Origin of the sequence: Blautia massiliensis (ex Durand et al. 2017), from assembly GCF_001487165.1 — a bacterium.
In the GTDB taxonomy this organism is placed as follows: Bacteria; Bacillota; Clostridia; order Lachnospirales; family Lachnospiraceae; genus Blautia_A; species Blautia_A fusiformis.
In genome coordinates, this window is the sequence record NZ_LN913006.1 from 1,437,885 (window position 1) to 1,463,966 (window position 26,082).

Here is a 26,082-nt window from a genome sequence, read left to right on the forward strand (position 1 = left end):
AATCAAATTCCCTCCTTCAGTTCCAGGATCACAAAAACAAGAAAGACCACCAGTGCCGCGATCAGAACGCAGACTGCCACTGCAGCGATCGCTCTGTGAAATTTCTTTTTTCGGATATACCTTCTGGATTTTCGGATATCCTCTTCCAGAAGCTCCTTAAAATCCAGAACAGTATCTTCCTGTTTCTCATCCAGCTGCTGCATGGCCTTATGTACAATGAAATATGTGGCAAGCTCATCGTAGCAGGAGGAACACTTCTCAATATGCTCCAGAAAATCCTCCAGATCATTCAACGGCAACGTATGATCGATATATTTATTAACCATTCCCTCTGCAATACGACAGTTCATATTTTCCCTCTCTTTCAAAGCAGCGGATCCTCCCATATGATAAGCCTCTTCTGAGATCCCGCTTCACAATTTGCCCCAGACTGGGGAAATATTTCCCAGAATGTTATATCATTATAGCGAATTAAACGTTGAATGACAAGGGCGGTTTCCTGTGGTATACTTGAGATGTCCCGGTCAGAAAACAGAAAAACTGACCAAATATGAAAATCCAGGCAAGGAGGATCACCATTATGAAATCTATAGCAATCGTTACAGACAGTAACTGCGGCATGTCTCCCGCTCAGGTAAAAGACCTTGGCATCTACATGCTTCCAATGCCGTTTTTTATAGATGATAAGGAATATCTGGAAGACATTGACATGAACCAATCAGAGTTCTTTCAGCATCTTGAACAAAATCCAGGCTGCAGAGTTTCCACATCCCAGCCCACACCGGAATCCGTCACTACCCTCTGGGACAAGCTGCTCAAAGACTACGACGAGATCGTACATATCCCCATGTCCAGCGGTCTCTCCAGTTCCATGCAGACTGCCCGCATGCTTGCAGAAGACTATGATGGCCGTGTACGTGTCGTAAACAACCAGAGGATCTCCGGAACCTTACGTTACTCTGCCATCGAGGCTATCCAGCAGGCTAAAAACGGTCTCTCTGCCGATGAGATTGGAACTTGGCTGGAAGAAACCCGCTTCGACTCCAGCATCTATATCACTGTAGCTACTCTGAAGTACCTGAAACAGGGCGGCCGCATCACGCCTGCAGCTGCAGCCATCGGAACCATGCTCCGTCTGAAACCGGTTCTGCAGATCCAGGGCGAAAAGCTGGACGCCTTCTCCAAGGCCCGCACCATGACCCAGGCAAAAAACACTATGACTAAAGCCATCAAAGATGACATTGCAGACCGCTTTGGAGAAAAGATCAACCTGGATGTCATCCACTCCCACAACCTGGAAGCAGCCGAAGAATTCCGAAAAGAAGTCCTCACCACCTTCCCGAATATCGGTGAAGTCAACATCTTCCCTCTCTCCCTGAGCGTTTCCTGCCACATCGGCCCCGGAAGTCTGGCACTCACCTGTTCCAAGGTACACCCGGAAATATGGTAAAGACTAGTCAGAAGCAATCCACATGGCCAGAGCACAGCCGGAGGGAATACTTCTGTATGGCTCTGTCTCTGGAGGAGGGCTGCTAGTCCTTAGATTCTGGAAATCTGCGTTATTAAAAAAAGTTCGGCTGTCTGAGCGGCAACAAGCCGCGAGTTCCGAACTTTTTTTAATGGTTTTAGCAGATTTTCAGGGCCTTAGAACTAACGCCCAACGGAAGCCGAAGACCATACAGAAGTATTCCCTTCGGCGTCCCTCCCGCCAACATATTTAATTTTCCTGTGTATTCTCAATCTCCACCGGCGCTTCATTCAAGATCTTCATAAACTCCTCACCGGTGATCGTCTCATGCTCATACAGATACTTGGCAATCTCATGGAGCTTTCCGATATTATCTGTAAGGATCTTCGTAGCCTTTTCATGCTCCCGTCTTACAAGCTCCACAACCTTCTTGTCCAAAAGTGTCTGCGTCTCAAAGGAACAGGTTAGACTTGCATCTCCGCCAAGATACTGATTACTTACATTTTCCATGGCAACCATGTCAAAATCATCACTCATACCATACCTGCTGATCATCGCTCTGGCAATCTTGGTCGCCTGCTCAATATCATTGGAGGCACCGGTAGTAATGGAATGGAAGATCAGCTCTTCCGCTGCACGGCCACCTGTAAATGTAGCGATCTTATTCTCCAGTTCTTCCTTAGTCATCAGGAAATGTTCCTGCTCATCTACCTGCATGGTATATCCCAGTGCACCGGAGGTACGTGGAATGATCGTGATCTTATGGACCGGTGCAGAATCTGTCTGCTTGGCAGCAACCAGTGCATGACCAACCTCATGATAGGAAACGATCAGCTTTTCCTTATTGGAAAGTACACGGTTCTTTTTCTGATATCCGGCAATAACAACTTCGATGCTTTCTTCAAAATCCGCCTGTGTGGCAAATTTCCGTCCGTCGCGGACTGCACGGAGAGCTGCCTCGTTGACAATATTGGCAAGCTCCGCACCGGAGGCACCGACTGCCGCCTTGGCAATTTCATCAAACCGGACTGTATCCGCAATTTTGATCTTCTTGGCATGAACCTTCAGGATTTCCTCACGCCCCTGAAGATCCGGAAGCTCAACCGGGATCCTTCTGTCAAAACGTCCCGGGCGAAGAAGTGCAGGGTCAAGGGAATCCGGTCGGTTGGTAGCTGCCAGGATCACAACACCCTTGGAACCGTCAAAACCGTCCATCTCTGTCAAAAGCTGGTTCAGTGTCTGCTCACGCTCATCGTTTCCGCCGCCCATTCCGGAGCCGTCACGTTTCTTGCCGATCGTATCGATCTCATCAATAAATACGATACATGGTGCCTTCTCATTGGCCTGTTTAAAAAGATCACGGACCTTGGCAGCACCCATACCCACAAACATCTCCACAAATTCCGAACCGGAAATTGAGAAAAACGGAACCTCCGCCTCACCGGCAACTGCCTTGGCAAGAAGAGTTTTACCGGTTCCGGGAGGGCCTACAAGAAGGGCACCCTTCGGCATGGAAGCACCGATTTCTCTGTATTTCTCCGGATTATGAAGGAAATCTACAATTTCCGTCAAAAGCTCCTTGGCTTCATCCTCACCGGCAACATCTGAAAATTTGATTCCCGTAGAGGATTTCACATAAACCTTGGCATTGCTTTTGCCAAAGGACATCATTCCTCCCGGTCCTCCGTTTCCCATGGAACTCATCATCTTCTTGCTGAGCCAGCGTCCCAGGAGAATAAAAATTGCGATCGGGAGTACATATCCCAGGATCAGAGATAAAAGCAGGGACTGTCTCTGCGGTGCAGTACCCTCTATACTTACGCCCGCATCGTAAAGATGGGATACAAGATCCTGATCCTCTACAGATACCGTCTTACAATAGACATCATTTCCATCTACCTTCATCGTATAATAGATATAATCAGAATTAATAGTTGCTTCATATACTTTTCCTCTGTCTACAGCTTTCAGGAAGGTGGTGTAATCGGTCTCTTTTACACTTCTCTCAGAAAGAGCAGGAAGAGCAAAAACATTCAGCAGAACAATAATTACGACCGCAATAATGTAATATACATACAGCGGCCGCTTCTCTGGTTTTTTTGAATTCAGATTCATGCAGTCTCCTCCGTTATCTTATAGTATATTGCTATATCCACAGTGCTATATCAGGTGGTACAGCCTTGTAGTACACTCTACCACTTTTTTCAGTCAATTTCAAGGATGCCTCATCCGATTTCATAAACTTTTTAGAATTAAAAATATTTCCAAATAATACCTTTATTCTGAAAAAATCCTTGCAAGCCACCTGATACTGTGCTATTATAATAAATGGTTATGCCGCTGTGGCGGAATTGGCAGACGCACTTGACTCAAAATCAAGCGGAGCGATCCGTGCCGGTTCGAGTCCGGCCAGCGGCATTCGCATAAAAGACCTGACGGAGAAATCTGTCAGGTCTTTATTATATACTATCAAAAAACACGAAAGGAATAAAAAAATGGAAAAAGACAAAAGCTTTTTAGGAACCGAGTCTGTCGGAAAGCTTCTTCTGCAGCTTGCACTTCCTACCGTTGCCGCACAGCTCATCAATATGCTCTACAATATCGTCGATCGTATCTATATTGGTCATATTCCCGGAGAGGGTGCTCTTGCCCTTACCGGTGTAGGTGTCTGTATGCCGCTTATTATGGTCGTATCTGCCTTTGCTGCTCTTGTCGGAAACGGAGGTGCTCCCAGAGCCAGCATCTTTATGGGTAAAAATGACACTACAAAAGCCGAACAGACTCTCGGAAACTGCTTCACCATGCAGATCATCATCTCCCTGATCCTGACTGTTATCCTGTTTTTCGGAAACCGCAGCCTTCTCCTTGCATTCGGCGCCAGTGCAAACACCATCGACTATGCGGTTGGTTACATGAATATCTATGCAGTAGGAACTATCTTTGTACAGCTGACTCTTGGCATGAATAATTTCATCACAGCCCAGGGATTCGCAAAAACCGGAATGCTCTCCGTACTGATCGGTGCGATCTCCAACATTATTCTGGATCCGGTTTTTATTTTCGGATTCCACATGGGGGTCCGGGGCGCTGCTCTGGCAACAGTGATCTCCCAGGCATTTTCCTGCATCTGGGTCCTCTCCTTCCTCTTTGGAAAAAAGACCTTCCTGAAGCTTCGGAAAAGCACCATGAAACTGAAAGCCGATATCATTCTGCCCTGTATGGCTCTTGGCTCTTCTCTCTTTGTCATGCAGCTCAGTGAAAGCGTTATCTCTGTCTGCTACAACTCCTCACTCTTAAAATACGGCGGGGATGTTGCAGTAGGAGCCATGACTATCCTTACCAGCGTCATGCAGTTTGCCATGCTTCCTCTTCAGGGACTTGGTCAGGGTGCACAGCCTATCATCAGCTACAACTATGGTGCACGTAACGAAAAACGTGTACGTTCTACATTTAAGCTTCTTATAAAAACAAGTGTTTCTTATTCCGTGATCCTGTGGCTGATCATTATGATCTTCCCGCAGATCTTTGCCGGAATGTTTACTTCGGACAGTACATTACTTGCTTTCACAAAAACAGCGCTCCGGATCTATATGGCAGTTGTGTTTATCTTTGGTATCCAGATTGCCTGCCAGATGACCTTTATCTCCCTTGGCAGAGCCAAAGATTCCATCATTGTGGCTATTGTCCGGAAATTTATTCTGGTCATCCCGCTGATCTATATCCTGCCCAATATTTTCCGTGCTGACCGGACAAATGCAGTTTATATGGCCGAGCCGGTTGCAGATATCCTGGCCGTTACATTTACTGCCATCCTGTTTTTCTTTGAGTTTAGAAAAGCCCTGGCAGAAATCTCCGGCAGCCGGAAGCAGTAGCCCTGCATTTGACCACCTTCCGCCCTGCTCGCGATCTTATACCTACCAGATACTTAAACATAAAACAGCCCTCTATGCATCATTACCAAGATGCATAGAGGGCTGTTTTTATATATTTCCGCTATTTTATTTCAGTTCGTCTTCATCCTGAAGAAGTTTCTCAAAAACAGGGAAGCAGTCAAAGGTTGCAAAATAATCTCTCGGTGTCTCGGCACGACGGATCATCTCAAAGCTGCCGTCCTCATGAAGAAGGATCTCTGCAGATTTCAGTTTACCATTGTAGTTATAACCCATTGCAAAACCATGAGCACCTGTATCATGGATCACAAGAAGATCTCCCTTGTCGATTTTCGGAAGCATACGGTCAATGGCAAATTTATCATTATTCTCACAGAGGGAACCTGTCACATCATATTTATGATCGCACGGCTCGTTCTCCTTACCCATAACCGTAATGTGATGATAAGCACCATACATAGCCGGACGCATCAGATTTACTGCACAGGCATCTACGCCGATATACTCTTTATGTGTATGCTTCTCATGGATTGCTTTTGTGACAAGGCAGCCATACGGTCCCATCATGAAACGGCCAAGCTCTGTATAGATCGCAACATCACCCATTCCTTCCGGAACAAGTACTTCTTCATAAACCTTGCGGACACCCTCACCGATCACACGGATATCATTTGGCTCCTGATCCGGTTTATAAGGAATTCCGATACCACCGGAAAGGTTGATGAATTTAATGTGTGCACCTGTCTCCTTCTGAAGCTTCACGGCAAGCTCAAACATAACCTTTGCAAGCATTGGATAATAATCATTGGTCACTGTGTTGCTTGCAAGGAATGCATGGATTCCGAACTCTTTGGCACCTTTGGATTTCAGGATACGGAATGCGTCAAAAATCTGCTCGGTAGTCATTCCGTATTTTGCATCTCCGGGATTATCCATGATACCGTTACTGATCTTAAATACTCCACCTGGATTGTAACGGCAGCTGATCACTTCCGGGATTTTTCCGAGAGCTTTCTCTACGCTCTCAATATGTGTGATGTCATCAAGGTTGATGATTCCACCGATCTCATCTGCATATCTGAACTCTTTCTCCGGTGTGTCATTGGAAGAAAACATGATATCGCCCTTTTTGCAGCCTACTGCCTTGGCCATCATAAGCTCTGTTTCTGAGGAGCAGTCGCAGCCACAGCCATACTCCTGCAGAATATTGATCAGATATGGATTCGGTGTTGCCTTTACCGCAAAAAATTCCTTGAATCCTTTGTTCCATGCAAAGGCCTCTTTCAGGGCTTTTGCATTCTCACGGATCCCCTTCTCATCATAGAGATGGAAGGGTGTCGGAAACTTTTCAGTAATTTCGTTAAGTTTCTCAAGTGTCACAAATGGTTCTTTTTTCATAATAACTGCATCTCCTGTTTTTCCGACTGCTGTTCCCGAAGAAAACTCAGTCTTATTCTGCCTCGATCACGTGCATCATATTTGTCACTGCACCACGACCGTTTGTCATGTTGGTCGCAGGGTCTCCTGCTGTAAATACAACAAGGTCTCCTTTATGTATCAGATGACGGCTGCGGACAACATTCATAGCCTGAGACATGATATGGTCCGTGGTATCTCTCTGATATCCTTTCAGAGGTGTTACACCCCAGATCAGCTGAAGTTTATGCTGGATGGTTGAGTTTGGTGTGATCGCATAGATTGGAACCTTCGGGCGGAAATTGGAGATCAGTCTGGCTGTATTTCCACTCATTGTCGGTGTTACGATAGCGTTCGCCTTCAGGTTCTTTGCAGTACGCACCGTTGCAAGTGCCACTGCACTGGAGATCTTCTCTCTTCCATCCATGGAACGATGTTCAATAAACACTTTATAATCCAGATGCGGCTCTGTCATCTCTGCGATATCTGCCATCATCTTAAGAGCATCAACCGGATATTTACCAGCTGCTGTCTCTCCGGAAAGCATGATCGCATCGGTTCCGTCGTAGATCGCATTGGCAACATCAGCTACCTCTGCACGTGTAGGACGCGGATTACGGATCATGGAATCAAGCATCTGTGTTGCTGTGATAACCGGTGTATAATGTTCGTTACACTTACGGATGATCGCCTTCTGGATGTGAGGTACCTGACTTGCAGGAATTTCCACACCGAGATCTCCTCTGGCAACCATGATACCGTCAGATGCTTCAATGATGGAATCAATATTCTCAACACCCTCTGCATTCTCGATCTTCGCGATAATACCGATATCCTTTCCACCATTATCATTCAGAAGCTTACGGATCTCACGGATCACCTCTGCGGAACGAACAAAAGATGCCGCGATGAAATCAAATTTCTGCTCGATACCAAAGATAATATCCTTCTTATCCTGCTCTGTGATTCCCGGAAGATTTACTTTTACATAGGGAACATTTACCCCCTTCTTCTCTCCCAGCTCACCACCGTTTAAGATATCACAGACAATATCGGTTCCCTTGATCGCCTTAACCTCCAACTCGATCAGACCATCATCAATGAGGATCCTGTTTCCCGGTTTTACATCCTTGTAAAGTGTCTCATATGTGATAGCAACCTTTGTGCTGTCGCCTTCAAAATCGCCAATTCCAAGTACAAACTGTTTTCCCGCTTCCAGCTTAACCTTCTGTCCGTCCTTTAAAAGTCTGGTACGGATCTCCGGGCCCTTTGTGTCAAGAAGCATGGCAATAGGCATATCAAGCTCCTCACGAAGCTCCTTGATCATATCCACACGGCCCTTCTGCTCCTCGTGGTCTCCGTGAGAAAAGTTGAATCTGGCAATATCCATTCCATTCTCCATAAGAGCCTTCAGAGTTTCCCTGTTATTGCTGGCAGGTCCAAGTGTACAGATAATCTTAGTTTTTTTCATAATAATGTTCTCCTTCGTTTGTACGTTTTACTGTACGTGTTTATGTGTAAATAAATGATCCTGACAATATTCATAATTTCCGTTGCACTTTGAGCAGAAACGAAACTCCAGGTTTGGGTCATCCTTTTCGGTACGTCCGCAGATCGCACATTTATGCTTGGCGATCCCATTCGGACCGGACCCTGTTCTGGAAGGAGCCACAGCCTTCTTAAACTGCTGCCTCCTGTGGATCTCCTTCGGATTGTATCGGTTCATATCACGGGTACTGAAATAAAAGATCACAAAGTTTAAAAGTGATGCTACGATCGGTACTACACCTACCCAAAGCCCGACTCGAAGATAAGATACGATATCCCACGCAATGAACAGTCCGTATACAAAGGCCATCCATTTCATCCTGATCGGGATCACAAACATAAGAAGCAGCTGAAGATCCGGATATGTGACTGCATAGGCAAGGAAAATAGAAAGACTGATATAATATGTGGTAAAAATATTTCCGCCAAGAGAATAGGCGATCCCGTTCATAACCACATAACCACCTGTAAATACATGTAAAAGCACTGCTGCGATCACAGTAAACAAAACACCTGAAAAAATATACAATGTGTACCGGAAAGTTCCCCAGGTACGTTCCAGTGAAGTACCGATCGGATAATAGAAAAAAAAGATTGCGAGAAGGAACATCACAAGATTGCCAGTTCCTCCCACACTGGACGGCGGATAGATCACCCATGTCACCAGTCTCCAGATCTGTCCCTTCATGACCATGGACATATCAAGACTCAGCATGTTCAAAACTCCCGGAGCAAACATAGCCAGAAAATACCCCAGCACATAACATCCGATGATGTAAACAGTCAGATTCGGAACCCCGAATCTTCCGAATTTACGTTCCAGTTTGTCGATAAATTTCATTAAAATCTCCTTTCAGAAAACTTTTGAAAATCAGAAAAATCGCTTCTTGGAAAGAATGATCGCTGCCACAACACTGATCGCCACAGAAATCAGGATAATGATCAGAAATCCCAATGGACTCCTTGATAAGGGCATACCGGAACCAGCCACATTCATTCCGTAAGCACTGAACACAATAGTCGGAATACTCATGACAATAGTAATGATCGCCAGTACCTTCATAACGATATTCATATTATTGGAGATGATCGATGCAAAAGCATCCATAGTTCCGTTCAGGATACCGCTGTACACATTGGCCATTTCGATCGCCTGCTTATTCTCAGTGATGACATCCTCCAGAAGATCGGTGTCCTCCGGATATTTCTTGATGCTGTCTATCTTCAGAAGCTTCTCCAGCACAACCTCATTGGACCGGAGTGATGTGATAAAATAAGTCAGGGATTTCTGCAGCTCCAGAAGCTCGATCAGCTCTTCATTTCTTGTGGAAAGATGCAGTTTTTCTTCCACCTGCTCACTTTTTTTGTCAATGATACGCAGATAACGCAGGTACATGCTCGCATTTCTGTAAAGGATCTGAAAGATAAAACGGGTCTTCATATAGGTAAAAAAGCTCCGGACTCTTCCCTCCATAAATCTGGTAAGAACCGGTGTGTCCTCCAGACAGATGGTAAAGATCATAGACCCCGTCACAATGATGCCAAGCGGTATTGTCCCATACCAGTCCTTGTCATTACGTTCCTCGATCATAGGAACATCAACCAGGATCAGTGTATAATTATCCTCAACTTCGATACGTGACCGTTCTTCCTCATCCAAAGGGGATCGTAAATCGTCAACCTCTATATCAAACTTCTCGGAAAATTCAAAAATCTCTGTTGCCGTCGGATTCGTCAGCGCAATCCAGCAGCCTTCCTCCGGTTCCTGTATCTGGTGGATGGCTCCGTCTATTGTCTTGTAAATCCTTACCACGATTCCCACTTCCCTTCTCTTGCTTTTCTTTTGCCAGGGCAAAATTCTTTTTTATTATAAATAGTCAAAATAGCTTTGTCAATTCATACCTTTTCTTTTTAAAAGAGCTTTTAAATAATTTCACATGATCTTTACATAAAAATTCATTCTGCCTTCCACGTTCTTTACATTTTTTCCGGCTTCCTATATAATGATTCCAGAATTCCAACGAAAGGAAGTTATACAAATGAGTCAGTCATCATTCGGAAAAAAATTCGTGGTTACCACCTGGGGAGAATCTCACGGCAAGGCTATCGGTGCCGTTCTCGACGGCTGTCCCGCAGGTCTTTCTCTCTGCGAAGAAGATATCCAGGTTTTTCTTGACCGGAGGAAGCCCGGTCAGAGCCGTTATACAACTGCCCGTAAGGAAGGAGATCTGGTGGAGATCCTTTCCGGAGTTTTTGAAGGAAAGACTACCGGTACTCCAATTTCTCTTCTGATCCGCAATACAGATCAGCGTTCCAGAGATTACGGAAATATCGCATACTCCTATCGTCCCGGTCACGCAGACTTTACCTTTGACCAGAAATACGGATTCCGTGATTACCGTGGAGGTGGACGCTCCTCCGGAAGAGAAACCGCCGGACGTGTGGCAGCTGGTGCCATTGCCATCAAGCTGTTAAACGAACTTGGCATTACATTTACTACCTACGCAAGATCCATCGGTCCTGTAGAGATCCGGTCCTTCTCAGAAGAAGAGATCCGAAATAATGCACTCTGCATGCCAGATGCCGACGCAGCTGCAAAGGCATCTGCCTATCTCGAACAATGTCTGAACAGTCAGGACAGTGCCGGCGGTGTGATTGAATGCCGCATCAAAAACGTTCCTGCCGGTCTGGGCGATACGGTTTTTGACAAGCTGGATGCTACCCTCGCTCATGCGATCATGTCCATCGGTGCTGTAAAAGCTGTTGAGATCGGTGACGGCATCAACGTGACACGTCTTACAGGTTCCGAAGACAACGACGGTTTTGTACAGAAAGACGGCATTATTTCCAAAACTTCCAACCACGCAGGTGGTATTATGGGTGGTATGAGTGACGGCAGTGATATCATACTCCGTGCACATATCAAACCTACTCCTTCCATCAGTCAGTCTCAGTCTACTGTGACCAACACCGGAGAAAACCTGGAGCTTGAGATCAAGGGCCGGCATGATCCGGTGATCGTACCGCGTGCAGTAGTCGTTGTGGAAGCTATGGCAGCACTTACCATTACAGATGCACTTTTTAACAATATGAGTGCACGGATGGATCGTATCCACGAATTTTATCAGCGGTAATTTCACATTTTGACCTGTCAGATAAAAAATTATAAATGCGCAAAAAAACAGACTCAGGGAAAGTTCCTACTCGTCCCTGAGTCTGTTTTTGTCTGCCTGTGCAAGACTTACTTTGATCAATCCTGTTCTTAATCCAACTGCTCCCATGTATCCGGTACCGGCCAGATATGGATACAGTTCGGTGTCTCGATCTTTCTTGGTTTTTCGTTCATCATGATGATATTCTTTTCATAATCCACAGTGAAAACGGTAATACTGTTGCTGGCATGATTGGCAACAGCAATATGCTTGTTATCCGGGAAGATCATAAGATCCTTCGGGTAATCACCACTGATCGGAAGTGTAAATTTCTTGGTCAGAAGGCCTGTTTCCTGGTCTACTGCATACATAGTCACAGTATTTTCCCCTGCTGTTGTACAGAAAAGATATTTACCGTCCGCAGAAAGAGACATACCGGAAGCTGCGTTATGAAGCGCATCATTGGAATCCTCTTTTCCAAGAGTGGTAATACTCTGAAGCAGCTGAAACTCCGGATTCTTACCGCTTCCGTCATAGCTGTATACCTTCACCTCATTGCTGAGCTCAAAAAGAAGATATGCAAATCTTCCGTCATCACTGAAACGGATGATACGAGGGCCGCTCTCTCTCGGGCAGCGAAGAATGTCAACCAGCTCCAGTTTGTCTTTCTTCTTATTGATACGATAGATCTTAACCTGATCGATACCATTATCTACCGCACAGAGATACTTATTATCCGGTGTCGGACGTACACAATTAACATGCGGACGGAAGTTACGCTCTGCCACGCTTCCAAGTCCCTTGTGGAAAACGCCGTCCATAACACTTCCCAGACGGCCGTCTTTATGTGTATGTACAACCGTTACCTTACCATCATGGTACCCCGCCACATAAAGATATCTTCCGTCCACATCTGTTGCAAGATAGCAGCCTCGCATTCCGTTGATATCCACACTGTTGAGGCGGGTAAGATCACCGTTCTTGTCTCTTTCAAATACAGCTACACCCTCATCCTCAATGGAATACAGATATTTACCGTTTTTTGATACTGCCAGATGAGAAGCATTGCTAACTTCCACTTCGCTTCGTTCTGTGAGTGTTCCTTTTTCTACATCTACATCGTATACCTGAATTCCCTTACTGGTTCCATGGGTATATGTTCCCACGTAAGCCACGTACTTCTTTTTTCCCATAAGTTCTGGCCTCCTGCTTTTTACATTGGTTACGTATTTTTGTGTTTATTTTATCACAAAGCTTCTGCAAGAACAAGTTACCATCCTGTTATCTTTTGTGCAATTTTTTATGCAAAGCTGCCGTTCACTATGGCGTTCACACATGATCCACGCAAATGGATCGGCTCCTGCGCATCCATTACGCCTCTTTACAGATCTCCCAAAGCGCCTCTCATTGCTTCCAGAGTTTCATCAATTACTTCATCTGTATGCGCTGTGGAAAGGAACATCGCCTCAAACTGGGAAGGTGCAAGATGAATGCCTCGTTTCAGCATTCCCTTGAAATATTTTGCAAAAAGCTCCAGGTTGGATGTTTTTGCAGAAACATAGTCTTTTACCTCCTGGTCTGTAAAGAAAATACTTGCCAGAGAAGAATCATAGTTTACCTGATATGGAAGACCTTTTTCCTCCACGATCTTCTTCAAGCCGCCGTAAAGCTTCTCACCTTTGGCAGCCAGATCTTTGTATATCTCCTGATGCTCATAGAGATATTTCAGCTGTGTGAAACCTGCAGCCATGGCAACCGGGTTTCCGCTTAAGGTACCTGCCTGGTATACAGGACCACACGGTGAGATCAGATCCATGATCTCCTTACGTCCGCCATAAGCGCCTACCGGCATTCCTGCGCCGATTATTTTCCCGTAGGTGACAAGATCCGGACGGATACCAAAATACTCTGCTGCTCCGCCAAAGGCAAGTCGGAAGCCTGTGATCACTTCATCAAAGATCAGCAGACAATTATGCTCATCGCAAAGCTCACGAAGCCGCTTTAAGAAACCTGGTTTCGGAGGAACCACACCCATGTTTGCTCCTACTGCCTCCACAATCACGGCTGCCACATTTCCCTCTTCCTGTTTGAGAAGTGCTTCCACACTGGCGGCATCATTGTAGGTAGCCGTCATGGTATCCTGTGTACAGCCCTTCGGAACACCGGCGCTGTCCGGAATACCACTTGCCATGACACCGGAGCCGGCACTTACCAGAAGGCAGTCACTGTGTCCGTGATAGCAACCTGCAAATTTGATGATCTTGTCTTTTCCGGTAAAACCTCTTGCTGCACGGATGGCACTCATAACAGCTTCTGTTCCTGAGTTTACCATACGGATCATATCTACATGTGGAATATGTTCACAGATAAATTCTGCGATCTCTACTTCGATTCCTGTAGCACAGCCAAAGCTCAGGCCATTTTCGCAGGCCTTGATCACACTCTCGCGGATCTCCGGGAAATTATGTCCCAGGATCATCGGGCCCCAGGAATCAATGTAATCCACATAACGGTTTCCATCTACATCATAGATGTAGCATTTATCTGCTTTTTCAATAAAACGAGGTGCCTCACCGATGGCTCCGTAAGATCTTACCGGGCTGTTTACGCCTCCCGGGATTCTTTTTACCGCACGCTCAAATAACTGTTCTGATCTTGTCATCAGCCGATCCTCCCTTCATCCATAAGTCTTGCCAGAAGCTCCGCATAATAGGTAAGATAGATCTGCGCACCGGAACGGAATGCTCCTGTAGCCATCTCACCCACGATCCTTTCTTCGTCGATCCAGCCGTTTGCAGCTGCTGCTTTTACCATTGCATACTCACCACTGACACTGTATGCGGCAACCGGAACGTTTGTGATCTCCTTTACCTGCCAGATCATGTCCTGGTATGCAAGAGCCGGTTTTACCATGATGATATCTGCACCCTCTTCCACATCTGCAAGTGCCTCTTTCAGCCCTTCTCTACTGTTGTGAGGATCCATCTGGTAGCTTTTTCTGTCCCCAAAAGACGGAGCAGAATCTGCTGCCTCACGGAACGGGCCATAAAATGCAGAAGCATATTTTACTGCATAGGACATGATCGGTGTTGTATAATGCCCTGCCTTGTCCAGACACTGACGGATCGCTGCAACACGACCATCCATCATATCAGACGGAGCAACCATATCTGCACCTGCCTCCACGTGGGAAAGTGCTGTTTTTGCAAGAAGCTCCAGCGTCTTGTCATTGTCCACATCATGACCGCAGAGAACGCCGCAATGACCATGGGAAGTGTACTCACACATGCATACATCTGTTACATAATAAAGCTCCGGAAATTTCTCTTTTGCAATGCGAAGAGCTCTCTGAACGATTCCCTCCGGATCATAGGCACCGCTGCCCACTTCATCCTTATGGTCAGGAATACCAAAAAACATCACACTTCCTACACCGGCTTTGGAAAGCTGCTCCAGTTTATACGGAAGACGGTCCAGACTGTAACGGTACTGCCCGGTCATGGACGGAATTTCTTCTTCCTTATTTTCTCCTTCCATTACGAACATAGGATACATAAGAGAAGATTTATCCATTCTTGTCTCACGTACCATCTTACGAAGGTTTTCGCTACCTCTTAATCTTCTTGGTCTTTTTGTCAGTTCCATGATCATTCGCTCCTTTTCATATCCTCCACCAGCTTGACAAGACTGTCAATGGTGGCTTTTTCTGACATATATGCTTTCATTCCAAAGCTCTCAGCAGCCGCCTTCGTCTGTCTGCCGATGCAGGCCGCCTTAACCTTTGAATAATCCAGTCCTTTTGTTCCCTCTACAAATCCCTTCACAGTGGAGGCACTTGTAAACACCGCACAGCTGATCTGTCCTGTTTCAAATTCCTTCTTCTCATCGATGAGCTGGCTCTTTTCGTAAAGAGTCTGATAGGTCGGAACATCCTCAATCACAGCACCTGCCTGTGCAAGAAATGCCGTGAGCTTTTCATTGCCCTTTTCTGCCCGCGGGATAAGTATCTTTTCTCCACCGGAAAGAAGCTCTGAAAGTTCCTTTCCAAGAGTATCCCCGTCATATACCGACGGCACAAAATCTGCCAGCAATCCTCTTTCCTGCAGGGCCTTTTTTGTTCCCTCCCCGATCACGGCCAGACGGGTATTTCCCATGGCACGAATATCTTTTCCATGACGAATCAGTTCTTCAAAAAATACCCTTACACCTGTAGGGCTGGTAAATACAAGCCACTGATATTCCTCCAGGTGATCCAGCGCTTTATAGAGACGGCTCTGGTCTTCCATGGGGACAGTACGGATCGCCGGAAGCTCCAGAACCTCCGCGCCTTTTTCACGAAGCATGTCCGCAGTTCTGGAAACAAGCTCCTTCGGTCTTGTGACAAGGACCTTCCATCCTGAAAGCGGCAGTTCTTCATACCAGCCAAACTTCTCTGCCAGTGTACACACCTTACCCACCACAATGATCGCCGGTGTCTCGATCCCCTGGCGTTTCACCTCTTCTTCCAGGGTAGAAACTGTTGCTACGATCCGTTTCTGACCTGCTGTAGTTCCCTTCTGCAGGATCGCCGCAGGCATGTCCTTTTCCATTCCTGCACCTATCAGACCCTCGCAGATATCCGGAAGTGCGGACACGCCCATCAGAAATACAAGCGTTCCCCTTGTATCAACAAGTGCCTGGAAGTCTATATCATATTCTTCTCCGGCTTTCTTGTGTCCTGTAATGATGTGGACTGAAGAACAGAAATCCCTGTGTGTTACCGGAACCCCGTTATATGCCGGTACTGCAATGGAGGAAGTAACACCCGGAACAACCTCATAAGGGATCCCATTCTCCCGAAGAAGCTCCAGCTCCTCTCCTCCTCTTCCAAAGAGGAATGGATCTCCGCCTTTCAGGCGCACCACACGAAGACCCCGCTGTGCCTCCTCAAGAAGTACCTGATTGATATTTTCCTGACGCATGATATGGTGACTGGCACGTTTGCCTACATTGATCAGCCTAGCATTTTCCGGGATTCTTGACAGAACTCCCTGACCTACCAGACTGTCATAGACGACCACATCTGCCTGTTCCAGCACTTTGAGGCCTTTTAATGTAAAAAGGCCGATATCGCCAGGACCCGCTCCTACCAGCCATACTTTTCCTGTTTTCATCTGTTTTCTCCTTTTTTCCGAAGAGTTTCTGCCAGTTCCCTGCCTAAGCTTTCCGCATCTGCCTTATTGCCACGCAGTGTTCCTGTTACATAGGAACCGTCTTTTTCATTATAATAAAGCCCTCTGAGATAGATCTCATCCCCGAGAATTTCCGCATGGGCAGCCACCGGAGAAGAGCACCCTCCATCCAGGAGCTTTACAAAAGCACGCTCCGCACTTCCCGCGGTCCAGGCATCCTTATCACAGTAGCCCTCCAGGAAATCATAAGCTTCCCCTTTTCTTCCCTGTACAGCAAGGATTCCCTGACCAGCAGCCGGAATGATCTCATCTGCTGTAAAATACCGGTTGATCCTGGATTCCAGTCCAAGTCTCTTAAGGCCGGCAGCAGCCAGGATCAATGCACTGTACTGTCCTTCATCCAGCTTCCGGAGTCTTGTCTGAAGGTTTCCGCGGATACTTCTGACATCCATATCCGGATACAGTTTTTTAAGCTGTAAGGTTCTCCTTAAGCTGGAGCATCCAAGGGGCTTGCTTTTATCAAGTTCAGAAGCTCCCTCAGGAAGAACCAGTACGTCTCTCGGATCTTCTCTTTTGGAAAAAGCCAGAAGCGGCAGCTCCTCCGGAACCTCCATAGGCATATCTTTCAGGCTGTGTACAGAAAGAATACTTCTTCCATCTATCAGTGCTTTATCCAGCTCCTTTACAAAAAGCCCTTTTCCGCCAACCTTATCCAGTGTACGGTCCAGAATGATATCCCCGGTAGTTTTCATAGTGAGGATTTCCACTTCCAGATCCGGATTTTTTTCTTTTATGTAGTCACGGACCATTTCGCTCTGCAGCACTGCAAGCTTACTCTCTCTGCTGCCGATCACGATCTTATCTCTCTTCATCTTCATCCTGCTCTCCCAATACTTTTTCCAGCGCATTCTGGATCTCTTCCCTTACACGCTTTGCTTTTTTGTGATCCAGTCCGCTGGCTGTAACTCCAACTACCATTTCATCCCGCATATATACGCCTGGGAAATAAAAATCACAGGCTTCCCGGTCGGAGGCTACATTAACATAAATGCCCTCCTCCTTACAGACACGGTGGATCTCATCATTCAGCTTCCAGTCATTGGTGGCTGCGATCACCATATATGCATTGGCAAAATCAGAACGTTTCACGGGACGGATATGCAGAGTCACGGTTCCTGCTTTCCCGAGATCCATAAGCTCCTGGGTCACTTTTGTAGCCACTACCGTGATATTTCTTGTAAATTTCAGAAGAGTTTTTATTCTTCTGGTAGCAATATTACCACCACCTGCCACAACGATATTTTTATCGGACAGGTCTATAAACATGGGGAAATAAGGTTTATTCTTCATAAAGTTTCTCCAGTCCTTCCACACATTCCAGAAAAGCATCCTGGTTCAGACTGTCCCGAAGCCCGAAGATCAGCTTGTTCACAACCTTTCCGGCTGCAGTATCCACTGCTTTTTTCAGGTTTTCTCTGTCTGAATCCTCCATAGGAGTTTTCCGGAAGATTTTTTCGATCCTCAGGTTCAGATCTTCCACAGCATCCGCTTTGATCTCCTGGATGCGCGGGATGATATCACGACCTTCCAGCCACTGGAAAAATTCGTTCATCTGGGCCTTCACAATGGATCCTGCTGCTTCTAGGTTATCTGCAAGTTCCTTCGGTGTCTCGCCGGTTCGGAAGCTGTCCATATCATAAAGTGTGATGTTATCTTTTTTTCGGATCTCCGGATCAATATCTCTTGGAACTGCCAGATCGATAAGGATCATAGGTCGTTCCACACGTACATCCTCAAACAATTCTTCCGTCAGTGTATAATTGGGGCTTGCTGTTGCGCTGACCACCAGGTCACACTCCGGCAGATAATCCATTCTCTCGCCATAATTGATCCTGCTGCATCCAACAGGAATGCTCACAACACCACTTCTGTACTGACGGATCGTAACCGTCACATCCGCTCCTGCTTCACGCAGTGTCTGGGCAGCCATCTTCCCCATCTCACCGTTTCCGATCACCATACAGACTTTATTGCGAACATGATAACCGCCCTCTTCCAGAAAACGGATGGCCTGATGGATCACAGAAGGATTTCCATGGGAAAACGGCACTTCCGTTTTGATCTTCTTGCCTGCAGTTACCGCCATACGGAAAAGCACCTCCAGAACACTGTCTGTGGTAAACTCATCCCTTGACATACTCAACGCATCTTTTACCTGGGTCAGGATCTGATCTTCCCCCAGGATCTGGGATTTCAGTCCGCTGGTAAGATAAAACAGGTGTTCCACCGCCTCTTCGTTTTCTCTGCTGGTAAAATACTTCTGGTATTGTTCTCCCTGCACACCTTTCAACGAGCAGAGCCACTGATACAGGTCCGGCTTCTCCTCATCTGCAGTACTTACCCACAGTTCCAGCCGGTTACAGGTCGACAGAATAATACACCCGCAGATCCCAGCTTCTTCTTTCAGCCTGCGCAGCGCCTCTCCGGTATTTTTACGGGTAAAAGCAAACTGCGCTCTGACATCTACAGGTGCCATATTATGATCGATTCCAATCATGAATATACTCATGTCCTACGTTTCTCCTTTGTTTCCACAATCTTTTATAATGATAAACATTTCCGTAAGGAAAGTCAACTACGATTGACAATGTCAGCCCTCCCTTTTATAATATCTTATGGTAGAAATTGCGGATCATCTTTATATTCCAGCGGAGAAATATAAAGAATTTATCATAATCACCATAATTATCAGGATGGAGGAAATCCCCGTATGAACTCAGCTTCAAAAAAAGCGATCCTAGTAGTAAGTTTCGGCACAAGCTATGAAAACACCCGTAAGCTTACCATCGAGGCCATCGAGCACGATATTGCCGATGCATTCCCGGCCTGTCCCACCTACCGTGCATGGACAAGCAAAATGATCATTGCCAAACTAAAAAAGCGGGACGGTCTTACGATCCACACGGTAAAGGAAGCTCTGGAACAGATGCTTCTGGATGGTATCACCGATGTGATCGTACAGCCGACTCATGTGATCAACGGTATCGAAAATGATCAGATGAAAGCCGATGCGCTTTCTTTTCGTGACCGTTTTTCCAGTATTGTTTTCGGAAATCCTCTTCTCACAACAGAAGAAGATAACCAGGCGATCGTCCGGGTAGTTGCAGATGAATTCCGGGACATGGATCCGGACACTGCACTTGTACTGATGGGACATGGAACAGAACACTACGCAAACACGGTTTACGCTGCTTTGGATTACCGTTTTAAAGATACCGGACATAAAAATATTTTTCTTGGAACTGTAGAAGCCTATCCGGCCCTGGACTCCCTTCTCCGGGCTGCCGACAGCTTTCATCCGAAAAAGATCGTGCTGGCGCCTTTCATGATCGTAGCCGGCGACCATGCACAGAACGATCTGGCCGGTGCAGATCCGTACTCCTGGATGAACCGTCTTTCTTCCGAAGGATATGAAGTCACCCCTGTACTGAAGGGACTTGGCGAATATCCCCAGGTCCGGCAGATCCTTGTGGAACATGTACAGCAGGCCATGAACGCTTCGATCTGACAGAGATCAGATGATCCATATATATCCCTCATAAAAAAACTGCACCGTGATCCATCCCTGGATCTTCCGGTGCAGTTTTTTATTTTTTATGAAATTACTTGAAATTCTGAAATTCCTGTTATTTATGCCATCAGTTCATCCAGTTTTGTCTTTACAGCAAGGATAAACTCTTTGCTGTTCAATACCTGTACCTCTTTCAGGGAAGTGATCAGTGCAAGATCCTTGGTCATCTTTCCGCTTTCAATGGTATCCAGTGTTGCTTTTTCCAGTTTTCCTGCAAAATCAGCAAGTGCTTCATTTCCGTCCAGCTCGCCTCTCTTGCGGAGAGCTCCTGTCCATGCAAAGATCGTTGCAACGGAGTTTGTGGATGTTTCTTTTCCCTCAAGATGACGATAATAGTGTCTCTGAACTGTTCCGTGGGCAGCCTCATACTCAAAATATCCCTTCGGGGATACCAGTACAGAGGTCATCATGGCAAGAGAGCCAAATGCGGAAGATACCATGTCGCTCATAACATCTCCGTCATAGTTCTTGCATGCCCAGATAAAACCGCCATCTGCCTTCATAACACGGGCTACGATATCATCAATCAGACTGTAAAAATAGGTCAGGCCGGCTTCCTCAAATTTATCCTTAAACTCTGCATCAAAGATCTGCTGGAAAATCTCTTTAAATCTTCCATCGTATGTTTTGGAAATGGTATCCTTGCTTCCGAACCATACATCCTGCTTTGTGTCCAGTGCATAATTAAAGCAGCTTCTCGCAAAGCTCTTTACGGAATCATCAAGATTATGCATGCCACGGAGAACACCTGCTCCATCAAAATGCTGGATCAGCTCCTTACGCTCTTCTCCGTCTTCGCCCTCAAATACAAGATATGCATCTCCCGGCTTGTCAATATAAAATTCTGTATTCTTATAGATATCTCCATATGCATGACGTGCAAGTGTGATCGGTTTCACCCAATTCTTTACACATGGCTCGATTCCCTTTACAACGATCGGCGCACGGAATACAGTTCCATCAAGAATAGCACGGATCGTTCCGTTTGGACTCTTGTACATTTTTTTCAGGTCATACTCTTCCATTCTGGCTGCGTTTGGCGTGATCGTGGCACATTTTACGGCTACTCCGTATTTCTTGGTTGCTTCTGCTGCATCAATGGTAACCTGATCATCTGTCTCATTTCTGTGCTCAAGACCAAGATCATAATATTCTGTATTCAGTTCCAGATACGGTGTGAGAAGTTCATCCTTGATGATCTGCCACAGGATACGTGTCATCTCGTCTCCGTCCATCTCAACTAAAGGTGTCTGCATTTTGATTTTTTCCATATTATTTTCTCCTTTTGAGGTTTATTCTCCTGTTCGGATTCCAGGTGCTCTTTCCTTTAGAATCTTTCTTCAGCACTTTTACTGTACATTGTACTCATATTTTCCGGTTCCGTCAACGCTTTTGTGCTTTACCACACTATGTTTATAAGAATTGTATAATAATTCAGCCTGCCAACAGTTTTTCACAGTTAAATTTTCCCCATCCCTGCTGATTTCTGGGAAGTCCCATATCTTCTGCATTTTCTCTTAACAACATCTTTACCTCTACATTAGAAAGCCGGGGATCTTTTTCCAGAAGGCAGGCGATCCCTCCTGACACCAGAGGCGTCGACATGGAGGTTCCGCTTTTGAGCCCATATGAGTACGGCAGTCCCGGTGCACAGGCAATGACCTGGCTTCCCGGCGCTACCAGATCCGGTTTGCACACACAGTCAAAAGTAGGGCCTCTTCCGGAAACTGCCTTTCTGCCATTCAGCATATCACTGGAGCCTACGGTAATGATCTTCCGGCTGCTTCCCGGTGCTGTTACCGTGCCGGCCCCCGGTCCCTGATTTCCTGCTGCAGCTACCACCACAAATCCCAGATCCCAAAGTTTTTCCACTCCTTCAAGAAGATCTGTCTGTTCCTTATGATCCCGGGATGTTGTTCCCACTGAAATATTAACGATACGGATATGATAAATGCTTCCAAACTCCATGATCCACCGAAATGCCCGCATCACATCCTCCCTGCTTCCGTTCCCGAAACGATCCAGAACCTTCAGAGCAGCGATACTGCAGCCAGGTGCAGCCCCTTTATATTTTCCACCTGATGCAGTTCCGTCCCCTGCAAGGATCCCGCTGACATGAGTCCCATGTCCGTTATCATCATATGGGCTGCGTCTGACTCCTGTAAAATCACGAAACACGGAAATACGGCTGCCAAAATCTATATGAGGAAAAATACCGGTGTCCAGAACCGCCACGCCTATCCCTTTTCCTGTATACATCCTTTTATACCTTTCCAAAGCTCTCCCGTCGGACAGCTGACCTTTCTTTAGCTTATTCTGCGGACATCTTTCCCGCTACTCGTTTTATATAAAAAGACCCCGGGATCTTACATCTGAATCCCCGGGATCTTTGCTGTATATTTTATTTAGTTTCCTCTTCCTGTACGGAAATTAACTGTTTTCTGGATCTGATTATCCATTCCGTAGCTGTAGCTTCCATAAACACCGGTATGCCAGCCCTTAGCCTGTCCTTCCGGGTCATAATGAAGTCCGTTTATGATCACCCAGCTATGTCTTGTAAAGCCATCCCCGGCTCCATCTCTGGTTCCCGGAACACGACCGCATACCACATATGGATCATATCCGATCTCTCTTGCCAGTGCGGCAAATGCACAGGCATAGCCATAACAGTTTCCCTTTCCTGTAGCAAGCGTTCTCCACGCAGTCATTCTCCACCAGTCATTCTGATTTAAATTCGGATAATAGGCCGATGAATAATAGGTATTATTTATCACATAACTCCAGCACGCCTGTAGCTTCTGGCTTTTGGACATTCCACTTCTTGTAATATTTTGGACCACGCCTATACAATGCAGCTTCAGACTGCGCATATCATTTTTTACAGCCTGCCCCTTTCCGTTAAACCGGATTCCCTCCAGAGTACGGTTTTTGTAAAAACGTCCCCAGGAATCCGCATAGTAAAGATTTCTATCCGGAAGGCACAGCCAACCCTTTGAAGGATTTCCATATTTATTTACGTAATAGGAATATTTTCCTACATTTACGATACGTGACGTCTTTCCGTTCAAAAGGCGTCCTGCAGTATCAAACACATAGATCCTGGAACCGATCTTGTTATGGTAAGTTAACGCATAATATTTAGGCCCGAAATAATACCGTTTTCCCTTTACGGTCTTCCATTGGTTTCTGATCTTTCTGCCCTTGGTGTAGTAGTAATATTTTCCTTTTTCTCTGTAGAGACCGGTTTTCTTCTTTACAGTTGCCGTAGTAGTTGCTGCCTGCGTCTCACAGGTTACGGAAACCGTGCAGATCTGCACCGCAAAAAGCATGACCATCGCCATAAAAAACAATTTTAATCTTTTCATACGTATCTTTCCTTATCGTTCATTCTAATCAATACTCTTCGTATCTCACACTTCCGTCAGAATAGGTGATCTCATAGTAGCCATGACCACTTCCGTCACAGTCATCATAGGCCTGACGGCTAACTTCGGTAGGTTCTGATGCTGCTGCCTCTGCTGCTGCCTGTGCCTCTGATGCTGCCTGTGCCTCTGCCGCTGCCTGTGCGTCTGCCGCTGCTTGTGCGTCTGCCGCTGCCTGTGCGTCCGCTGCTGCCTGCGCGTCTGCCGCTGCCTGCGCGTCTGCTGCTGCCTGTGCCTCTGATGCCGCTTTTGCCTCTGCCACTTTTTTCTCTTCAGCTGCTTTCTGCTCTGCTACCAGCTTGTCGATCTCATCTTTATTGGAAGTGAAGTATGTATGTGCCGCATATCCCTTAACACCATCTCCTTCAACCTTCAGCCATCCAGGGCATACACCGGTTACCTTGAACTCGGTTCCAAGAGATGTTACTTTCAGGGATTTTGATTTTGTATCCGCTTTTTCACGGATATTTACATTGGATTTTGCATAGGTAGTGGCAGCTTCTTCCAGCTCAGTCTCCTTCGCATCTTCCAGCGCTTCCTGAGATTTTCCTTTTTCATCCGTGTAGGAAATATAAAGGATCTCATACTCATTATAAAAAACAGGTTCTTTCCAGTCATCCGGTGTCACATTCCGGAAGGTATGCTCTGTACCATCTTTCATGGTGATCACTAGATCCTGACCTGCCGCATCCTTGGAGTCTTTCTTTTTGCTGTCATCCTCTTTTGCATCCTGAAGCTCTGCGGATTTCACCTCAAGTCCGCTCTGATTTTTTACTGTAAGCTCTCCGATCTGAAAATCCTCTGCGGTCTCTTTTTCTTCTGCGGAATCTTTATCGCCAGTTTTCTCTGCGGTTTCCTCCTTTGTCGTTGTCTCGTCTGCAAAAGCAGCTGTCGGTGCCCCCAGACACATCGCTGCGATCAATGCTGCCCCTAAAAGCACCTGTACTGTTTTTTTTCTCATTTCTTATATCCTCCTTTATAGTGTCAGTCCGCCTATTATACGGGCTGAATCTTTGTTGCCTGTAAGAATTTCGATCTGATTTCCGTCTGCTGCAAGAAGTGAACGGTCCAGATATAAGCAAAAACCGCTGCTGTCCGTTTTTCCATCTTCTGTGGAAACATCCATCGGAAATGCTTCATAAATCTTATCATGGTTCAATCTTATATAAATCCTGCTGTCTGTATCCAGATATTTTTCTTCAATACAACCTGTGATCTTTTCCAGATTTCCCTGGATCTCGCACTGAACTGCTCCGGCACCGGCAGGAACCGTATCTTCTTCCGTAACATTCACCTGACACTCCGGTCCTTCCATGATCGGCGGTGACTGTGCCATTTCCGGGAGAAAACGCTCTGCCCGTTCCACGATCACAGTATCTGCATTCTTCTCATCCACTTCACTCATCTGGTAAGGTACTCCTCTGGAAAAATACGCACTGGAATAAGCATCTGCCATAAACGGAAGCAGTGCATTACCAAAAGAATCACGGAACATGACCAGACTTCCTTCCTTCACAGGATTTACCGTTGTGATCTTCGGATCAAAATTACTTCCCACTTCTCCCACATAGGCAAATGTTGTCTGTCTGTCATAATAAACTTCCTCTTCCGGTGTCGTTGCAAGAGGATACAGCATCTCATCCAGATCTCCTGTGAAATCTGTTTTTATAGTATAGGGTTCCTTCTTATAGGAAACATGCTCCTTTTTCAGAGAAGACAGCAATGTTTCCGCCGCAACTGCAGCACCCTTGTTGTTCCAGTGTGAATCTCTTTTGTGATAAAGAACTTCTTTCTCTTCTGAAAGAGTCTCATACAGATCTCCGTAAGAAACCTGTTCCTGTCTGAGATATTTCTGAAGATTAACAAGGTTTTTGTCCGATGATACCTTCAGGCTGTCATAGTACGGCATGTTCTCTCCATAGAGTGAGTTTTTATTAGGTGCCACAGTAAAAAGAAACTGCACGCCTTTTTCATTCAATGTCTCCTGCATCATGGCCAGTGTATGTGCAATATTAAAAAGGCTTCTCTCGGAAAGAAGCTCCTCTCCAAGATAATCCTCCAGCGAATCCTTATAATAAAGCCAGTTATCGGTTCCCTGGATCACACCATCTGCAGTAGATACTCCGAAAATCTTCCCGTTCAGAAGAGCATTTGCCGTTACCAGCTCATTTCGAAACGCAAAATGTTCCTGAAAATATTCGCCTGCTTCCGGCAGCCAACGGGTATTGATCTCGTTTTCTTTTTTCAGTTCAGGAAACTCAGCCAGTCTTCGGTTTTCAGACGATGCTTCCTGCTTTGTCACCGCCATCCCCAGAGATGGCACAAGACAAGCTGCAAAAAATGCAGTAATATAAAGCACCTGCAATTTTTTCATGTTTTCTGCC

The 26,082-nt window shown here is 46.1% G+C and carries 22 protein-coding genes and 1 tRNA gene; 5 read left to right on the plus strand and 18 right to left on the minus strand.

Going from position 1 to position 26,082, the window contains the following annotated elements:
- Positions 1-2 precede the first annotated feature (2 nt).
- Positions 3-386: an anti-sigma factor family protein gene (locus tag BN3261_RS07605; protein WP_015525252.1), complete on the minus strand. Its 384-nt coding sequence runs from the start codon at positions 384-386 to the stop codon at positions 3-5.
- Between the two features lie 194 nt (positions 387-580).
- Here BN3261_RS07605 and BN3261_RS07610 point away from each other — a divergent pair, with 194 nt between their 5' ends.
- Positions 581-1,450, plus strand: a complete 870-nt coding sequence (locus tag BN3261_RS07610; RefSeq protein WP_059085909.1) for a DegV family protein — start codon at positions 581-583, stop codon at positions 1,448-1,450.
- 267 nt (positions 1,451-1,717) lie between these two features.
- Here BN3261_RS07610 and ftsH read toward each other — a convergent pair whose 3' ends face one another.
- The gene (gene ftsH / locus BN3261_RS07620; protein WP_015525255.1) at positions 1,718-3,583 is read right to left on the minus strand and encodes an ATP-dependent zinc metalloprotease FtsH; all 1,866 of its coding nucleotides are present in this window, start codon (positions 3,581-3,583) and stop codon (positions 1,718-1,720) included.
- Positions 3,584-3,804: 221 nt separating this feature from the next.
- Here ftsH and BN3261_RS07625 point away from each other — a divergent pair.
- Both BN3261_RS07625 and BN3261_RS07630 read left to right on the plus strand, forming a co-directional pair.
- Positions 3,805-3,886 (plus strand) — tRNA-Leu (locus tag BN3261_RS07625).
- Between the two features lie 77 nt (positions 3,887-3,963).
- Positions 3,964-5,340 (plus strand): MATE family efflux transporter, encoded by a 1,377-nt coding sequence (locus tag BN3261_RS07630; protein WP_044962142.1) that lies wholly within the window; start codon positions 3,964-3,966, stop codon positions 5,338-5,340.
- 126 nt (positions 5,341-5,466) lie between these two features.
- Here BN3261_RS07630 and BN3261_RS07635 read toward each other — a convergent pair whose 3' ends face one another.
- Genes BN3261_RS07635 through BN3261_RS07650 form a run of 4 tightly spaced genes read right to left on the minus strand, consistent with a single transcriptional unit; the run spans position 5,467 to position 10,135 of the window.
- Positions 5,467-6,756 carry a diaminopimelate decarboxylase gene (locus BN3261_RS07635; RefSeq protein ID WP_059085911.1) on the minus strand — a complete coding sequence of 430 codons (1,290 nt, stop codon included), beginning with the start codon at positions 6,754-6,756 and terminating at the stop codon, positions 5,467-5,469.
- Between the two features lie 52 nt (positions 6,757-6,808).
- Positions 6,809-8,245, minus strand: coding sequence for a pyruvate kinase (gene pyk / locus BN3261_RS07640; protein ID WP_059085912.1), 1,437 nt, complete (start codon positions 8,243-8,245; stop codon positions 6,809-6,811).
- 27 nt (positions 8,246-8,272) lie between these two features.
- Positions 8,273-9,163: a cation-translocating P-type ATPase gene (locus tag BN3261_RS07645; protein WP_059085913.1), complete on the minus strand. Its 891-nt coding sequence runs from the start codon at positions 9,161-9,163 to the stop codon at positions 8,273-8,275.
- A gap of 30 nt (positions 9,164-9,193) precedes the next feature.
- The gene (locus BN3261_RS07650; protein ID WP_022426904.1) at positions 9,194-10,135 is read right to left on the minus strand and encodes a magnesium transporter CorA family protein; all 942 of its coding nucleotides are present in this window, start codon (positions 10,133-10,135) and stop codon (positions 9,194-9,196) included.
- A 226-nt stretch (positions 10,136-10,361) separates the two neighbouring features.
- On the opposite strand from BN3261_RS07650, the gene aroC reads away from it, so the two are divergent.
- Positions 10,362-11,456, plus strand: a complete 1,095-nt coding sequence (gene aroC, locus BN3261_RS07655; RefSeq protein ID WP_022426905.1) for a chorismate synthase — start codon at positions 10,362-10,364, stop codon at positions 11,454-11,456.
- 128 nt (positions 11,457-11,584) lie between these two features.
- On the opposite strand, the gene BN3261_RS07660 is transcribed toward aroC, so the two are convergent.
- The 7 genes from BN3261_RS07660 to hemA form a co-directional block, all read right to left on the minus strand.
- On the minus strand, positions 11,585-12,667 hold the full coding sequence (locus tag BN3261_RS07660) for a lactonase family protein (protein ID WP_022426906.1): 1,083 nt from the start codon (positions 12,665-12,667) through the stop codon (positions 11,585-11,587).
- 188 nt (positions 12,668-12,855) lie between these two features.
- Positions 12,856-14,136, minus strand: a complete 1,281-nt coding sequence (gene hemL, locus BN3261_RS07665; RefSeq protein ID WP_015525262.1) for a glutamate-1-semialdehyde 2,1-aminomutase — start codon at positions 14,134-14,136, stop codon at positions 12,856-12,858.
- Positions 14,136-15,119: a porphobilinogen synthase gene (gene hemB, locus BN3261_RS07670; protein WP_022426908.1), complete on the minus strand. Its 984-nt coding sequence runs from the start codon at positions 15,117-15,119 to the stop codon at positions 14,136-14,138. The genes hemL and hemB overlap by 1 nt, the downstream gene beginning before the upstream one ends.
- Positions 15,120-15,121: 2 nt before the next feature.
- Positions 15,122-16,627: a uroporphyrinogen-III C-methyltransferase gene (gene cobA / locus BN3261_RS07675; RefSeq protein ID WP_059085914.1), complete on the minus strand. Its 1,506-nt coding sequence runs from the start codon at positions 16,625-16,627 to the stop codon at positions 15,122-15,124.
- The gene (hemC, locus tag BN3261_RS07680; protein WP_022426910.1) at positions 16,624-17,517 is read right to left on the minus strand and encodes a hydroxymethylbilane synthase; all 894 of its coding nucleotides are present in this window, start codon (positions 17,515-17,517) and stop codon (positions 16,624-16,626) included. Before hemC ends, cobA begins: the two co-directional genes overlap by 4 nt.
- Positions 17,504-17,995, minus strand: a complete 492-nt coding sequence (locus BN3261_RS07685; RefSeq protein WP_059085915.1) for a precorrin-2 dehydrogenase/sirohydrochlorin ferrochelatase family protein — start codon at positions 17,993-17,995, stop codon at positions 17,504-17,506. Before BN3261_RS07685 ends, hemC begins: the two co-directional genes overlap by 14 nt.
- Positions 17,985-19,214 carry a glutamyl-tRNA reductase gene (hemA, locus tag BN3261_RS07690; RefSeq protein WP_059085916.1) on the minus strand — a complete coding sequence of 410 codons (1,230 nt, stop codon included), beginning with the start codon at positions 19,212-19,214 and terminating at the stop codon, positions 17,985-17,987. The genes BN3261_RS07685 and hemA overlap by 11 nt, the downstream gene beginning before the upstream one ends.
- A gap of 201 nt (positions 19,215-19,415) precedes the next feature.
- On the opposite strand from hemA, the gene BN3261_RS07695 reads away from it, so the two are divergent.
- On the plus strand, positions 19,416-20,213 hold the full coding sequence (locus BN3261_RS07695; RefSeq protein ID WP_059085917.1) for a sirohydrochlorin cobaltochelatase: 798 nt from the start codon (positions 19,416-19,418) through the stop codon (positions 20,211-20,213).
- A 122-nt stretch (positions 20,214-20,335) separates the two neighbouring features.
- Here BN3261_RS07695 and BN3261_RS07700 read toward each other — a convergent pair whose 3' ends face one another.
- From BN3261_RS07700 to BN3261_RS07720, 5 genes are all read right to left on the minus strand, one after another.
- The gene (locus BN3261_RS07700) at positions 20,336-21,547 is read right to left on the minus strand and encodes an NADP-dependent isocitrate dehydrogenase (protein WP_059085918.1); all 1,212 of its coding nucleotides are present in this window, start codon (positions 21,545-21,547) and stop codon (positions 20,336-20,338) included.
- A gap of 163 nt (positions 21,548-21,710) precedes the next feature.
- Positions 21,711-22,535 (minus strand): S8 family peptidase, encoded by an 825-nt coding sequence (locus BN3261_RS07705; protein WP_015525272.1) that lies wholly within the window; start codon positions 22,533-22,535, stop codon positions 21,711-21,713.
- Positions 22,536-22,681: 146 nt separating this feature from the next.
- Entirely contained in the window at positions 22,682-23,641 is a 960-nt protein-coding gene (locus tag BN3261_RS07710; protein ID WP_021653022.1) for a transglutaminase-like domain-containing protein, read from the minus strand.
- A 28-nt stretch (positions 23,642-23,669) separates the two neighbouring features.
- Positions 23,670-24,659: an SH3 domain-containing protein gene (locus BN3261_RS07715; RefSeq protein WP_059085919.1), complete on the minus strand. Its 990-nt coding sequence runs from the start codon at positions 24,657-24,659 to the stop codon at positions 23,670-23,672.
- A 15-nt stretch (positions 24,660-24,674) separates the two neighbouring features.
- Positions 24,675-26,072, minus strand: a complete 1,398-nt coding sequence (locus BN3261_RS07720; protein ID WP_059085920.1) for an alginate O-acetyltransferase AlgX-related protein — start codon at positions 26,070-26,072, stop codon at positions 24,675-24,677.
- Between the last annotated feature and the right edge of the window lie 10 nt (positions 26,073-26,082).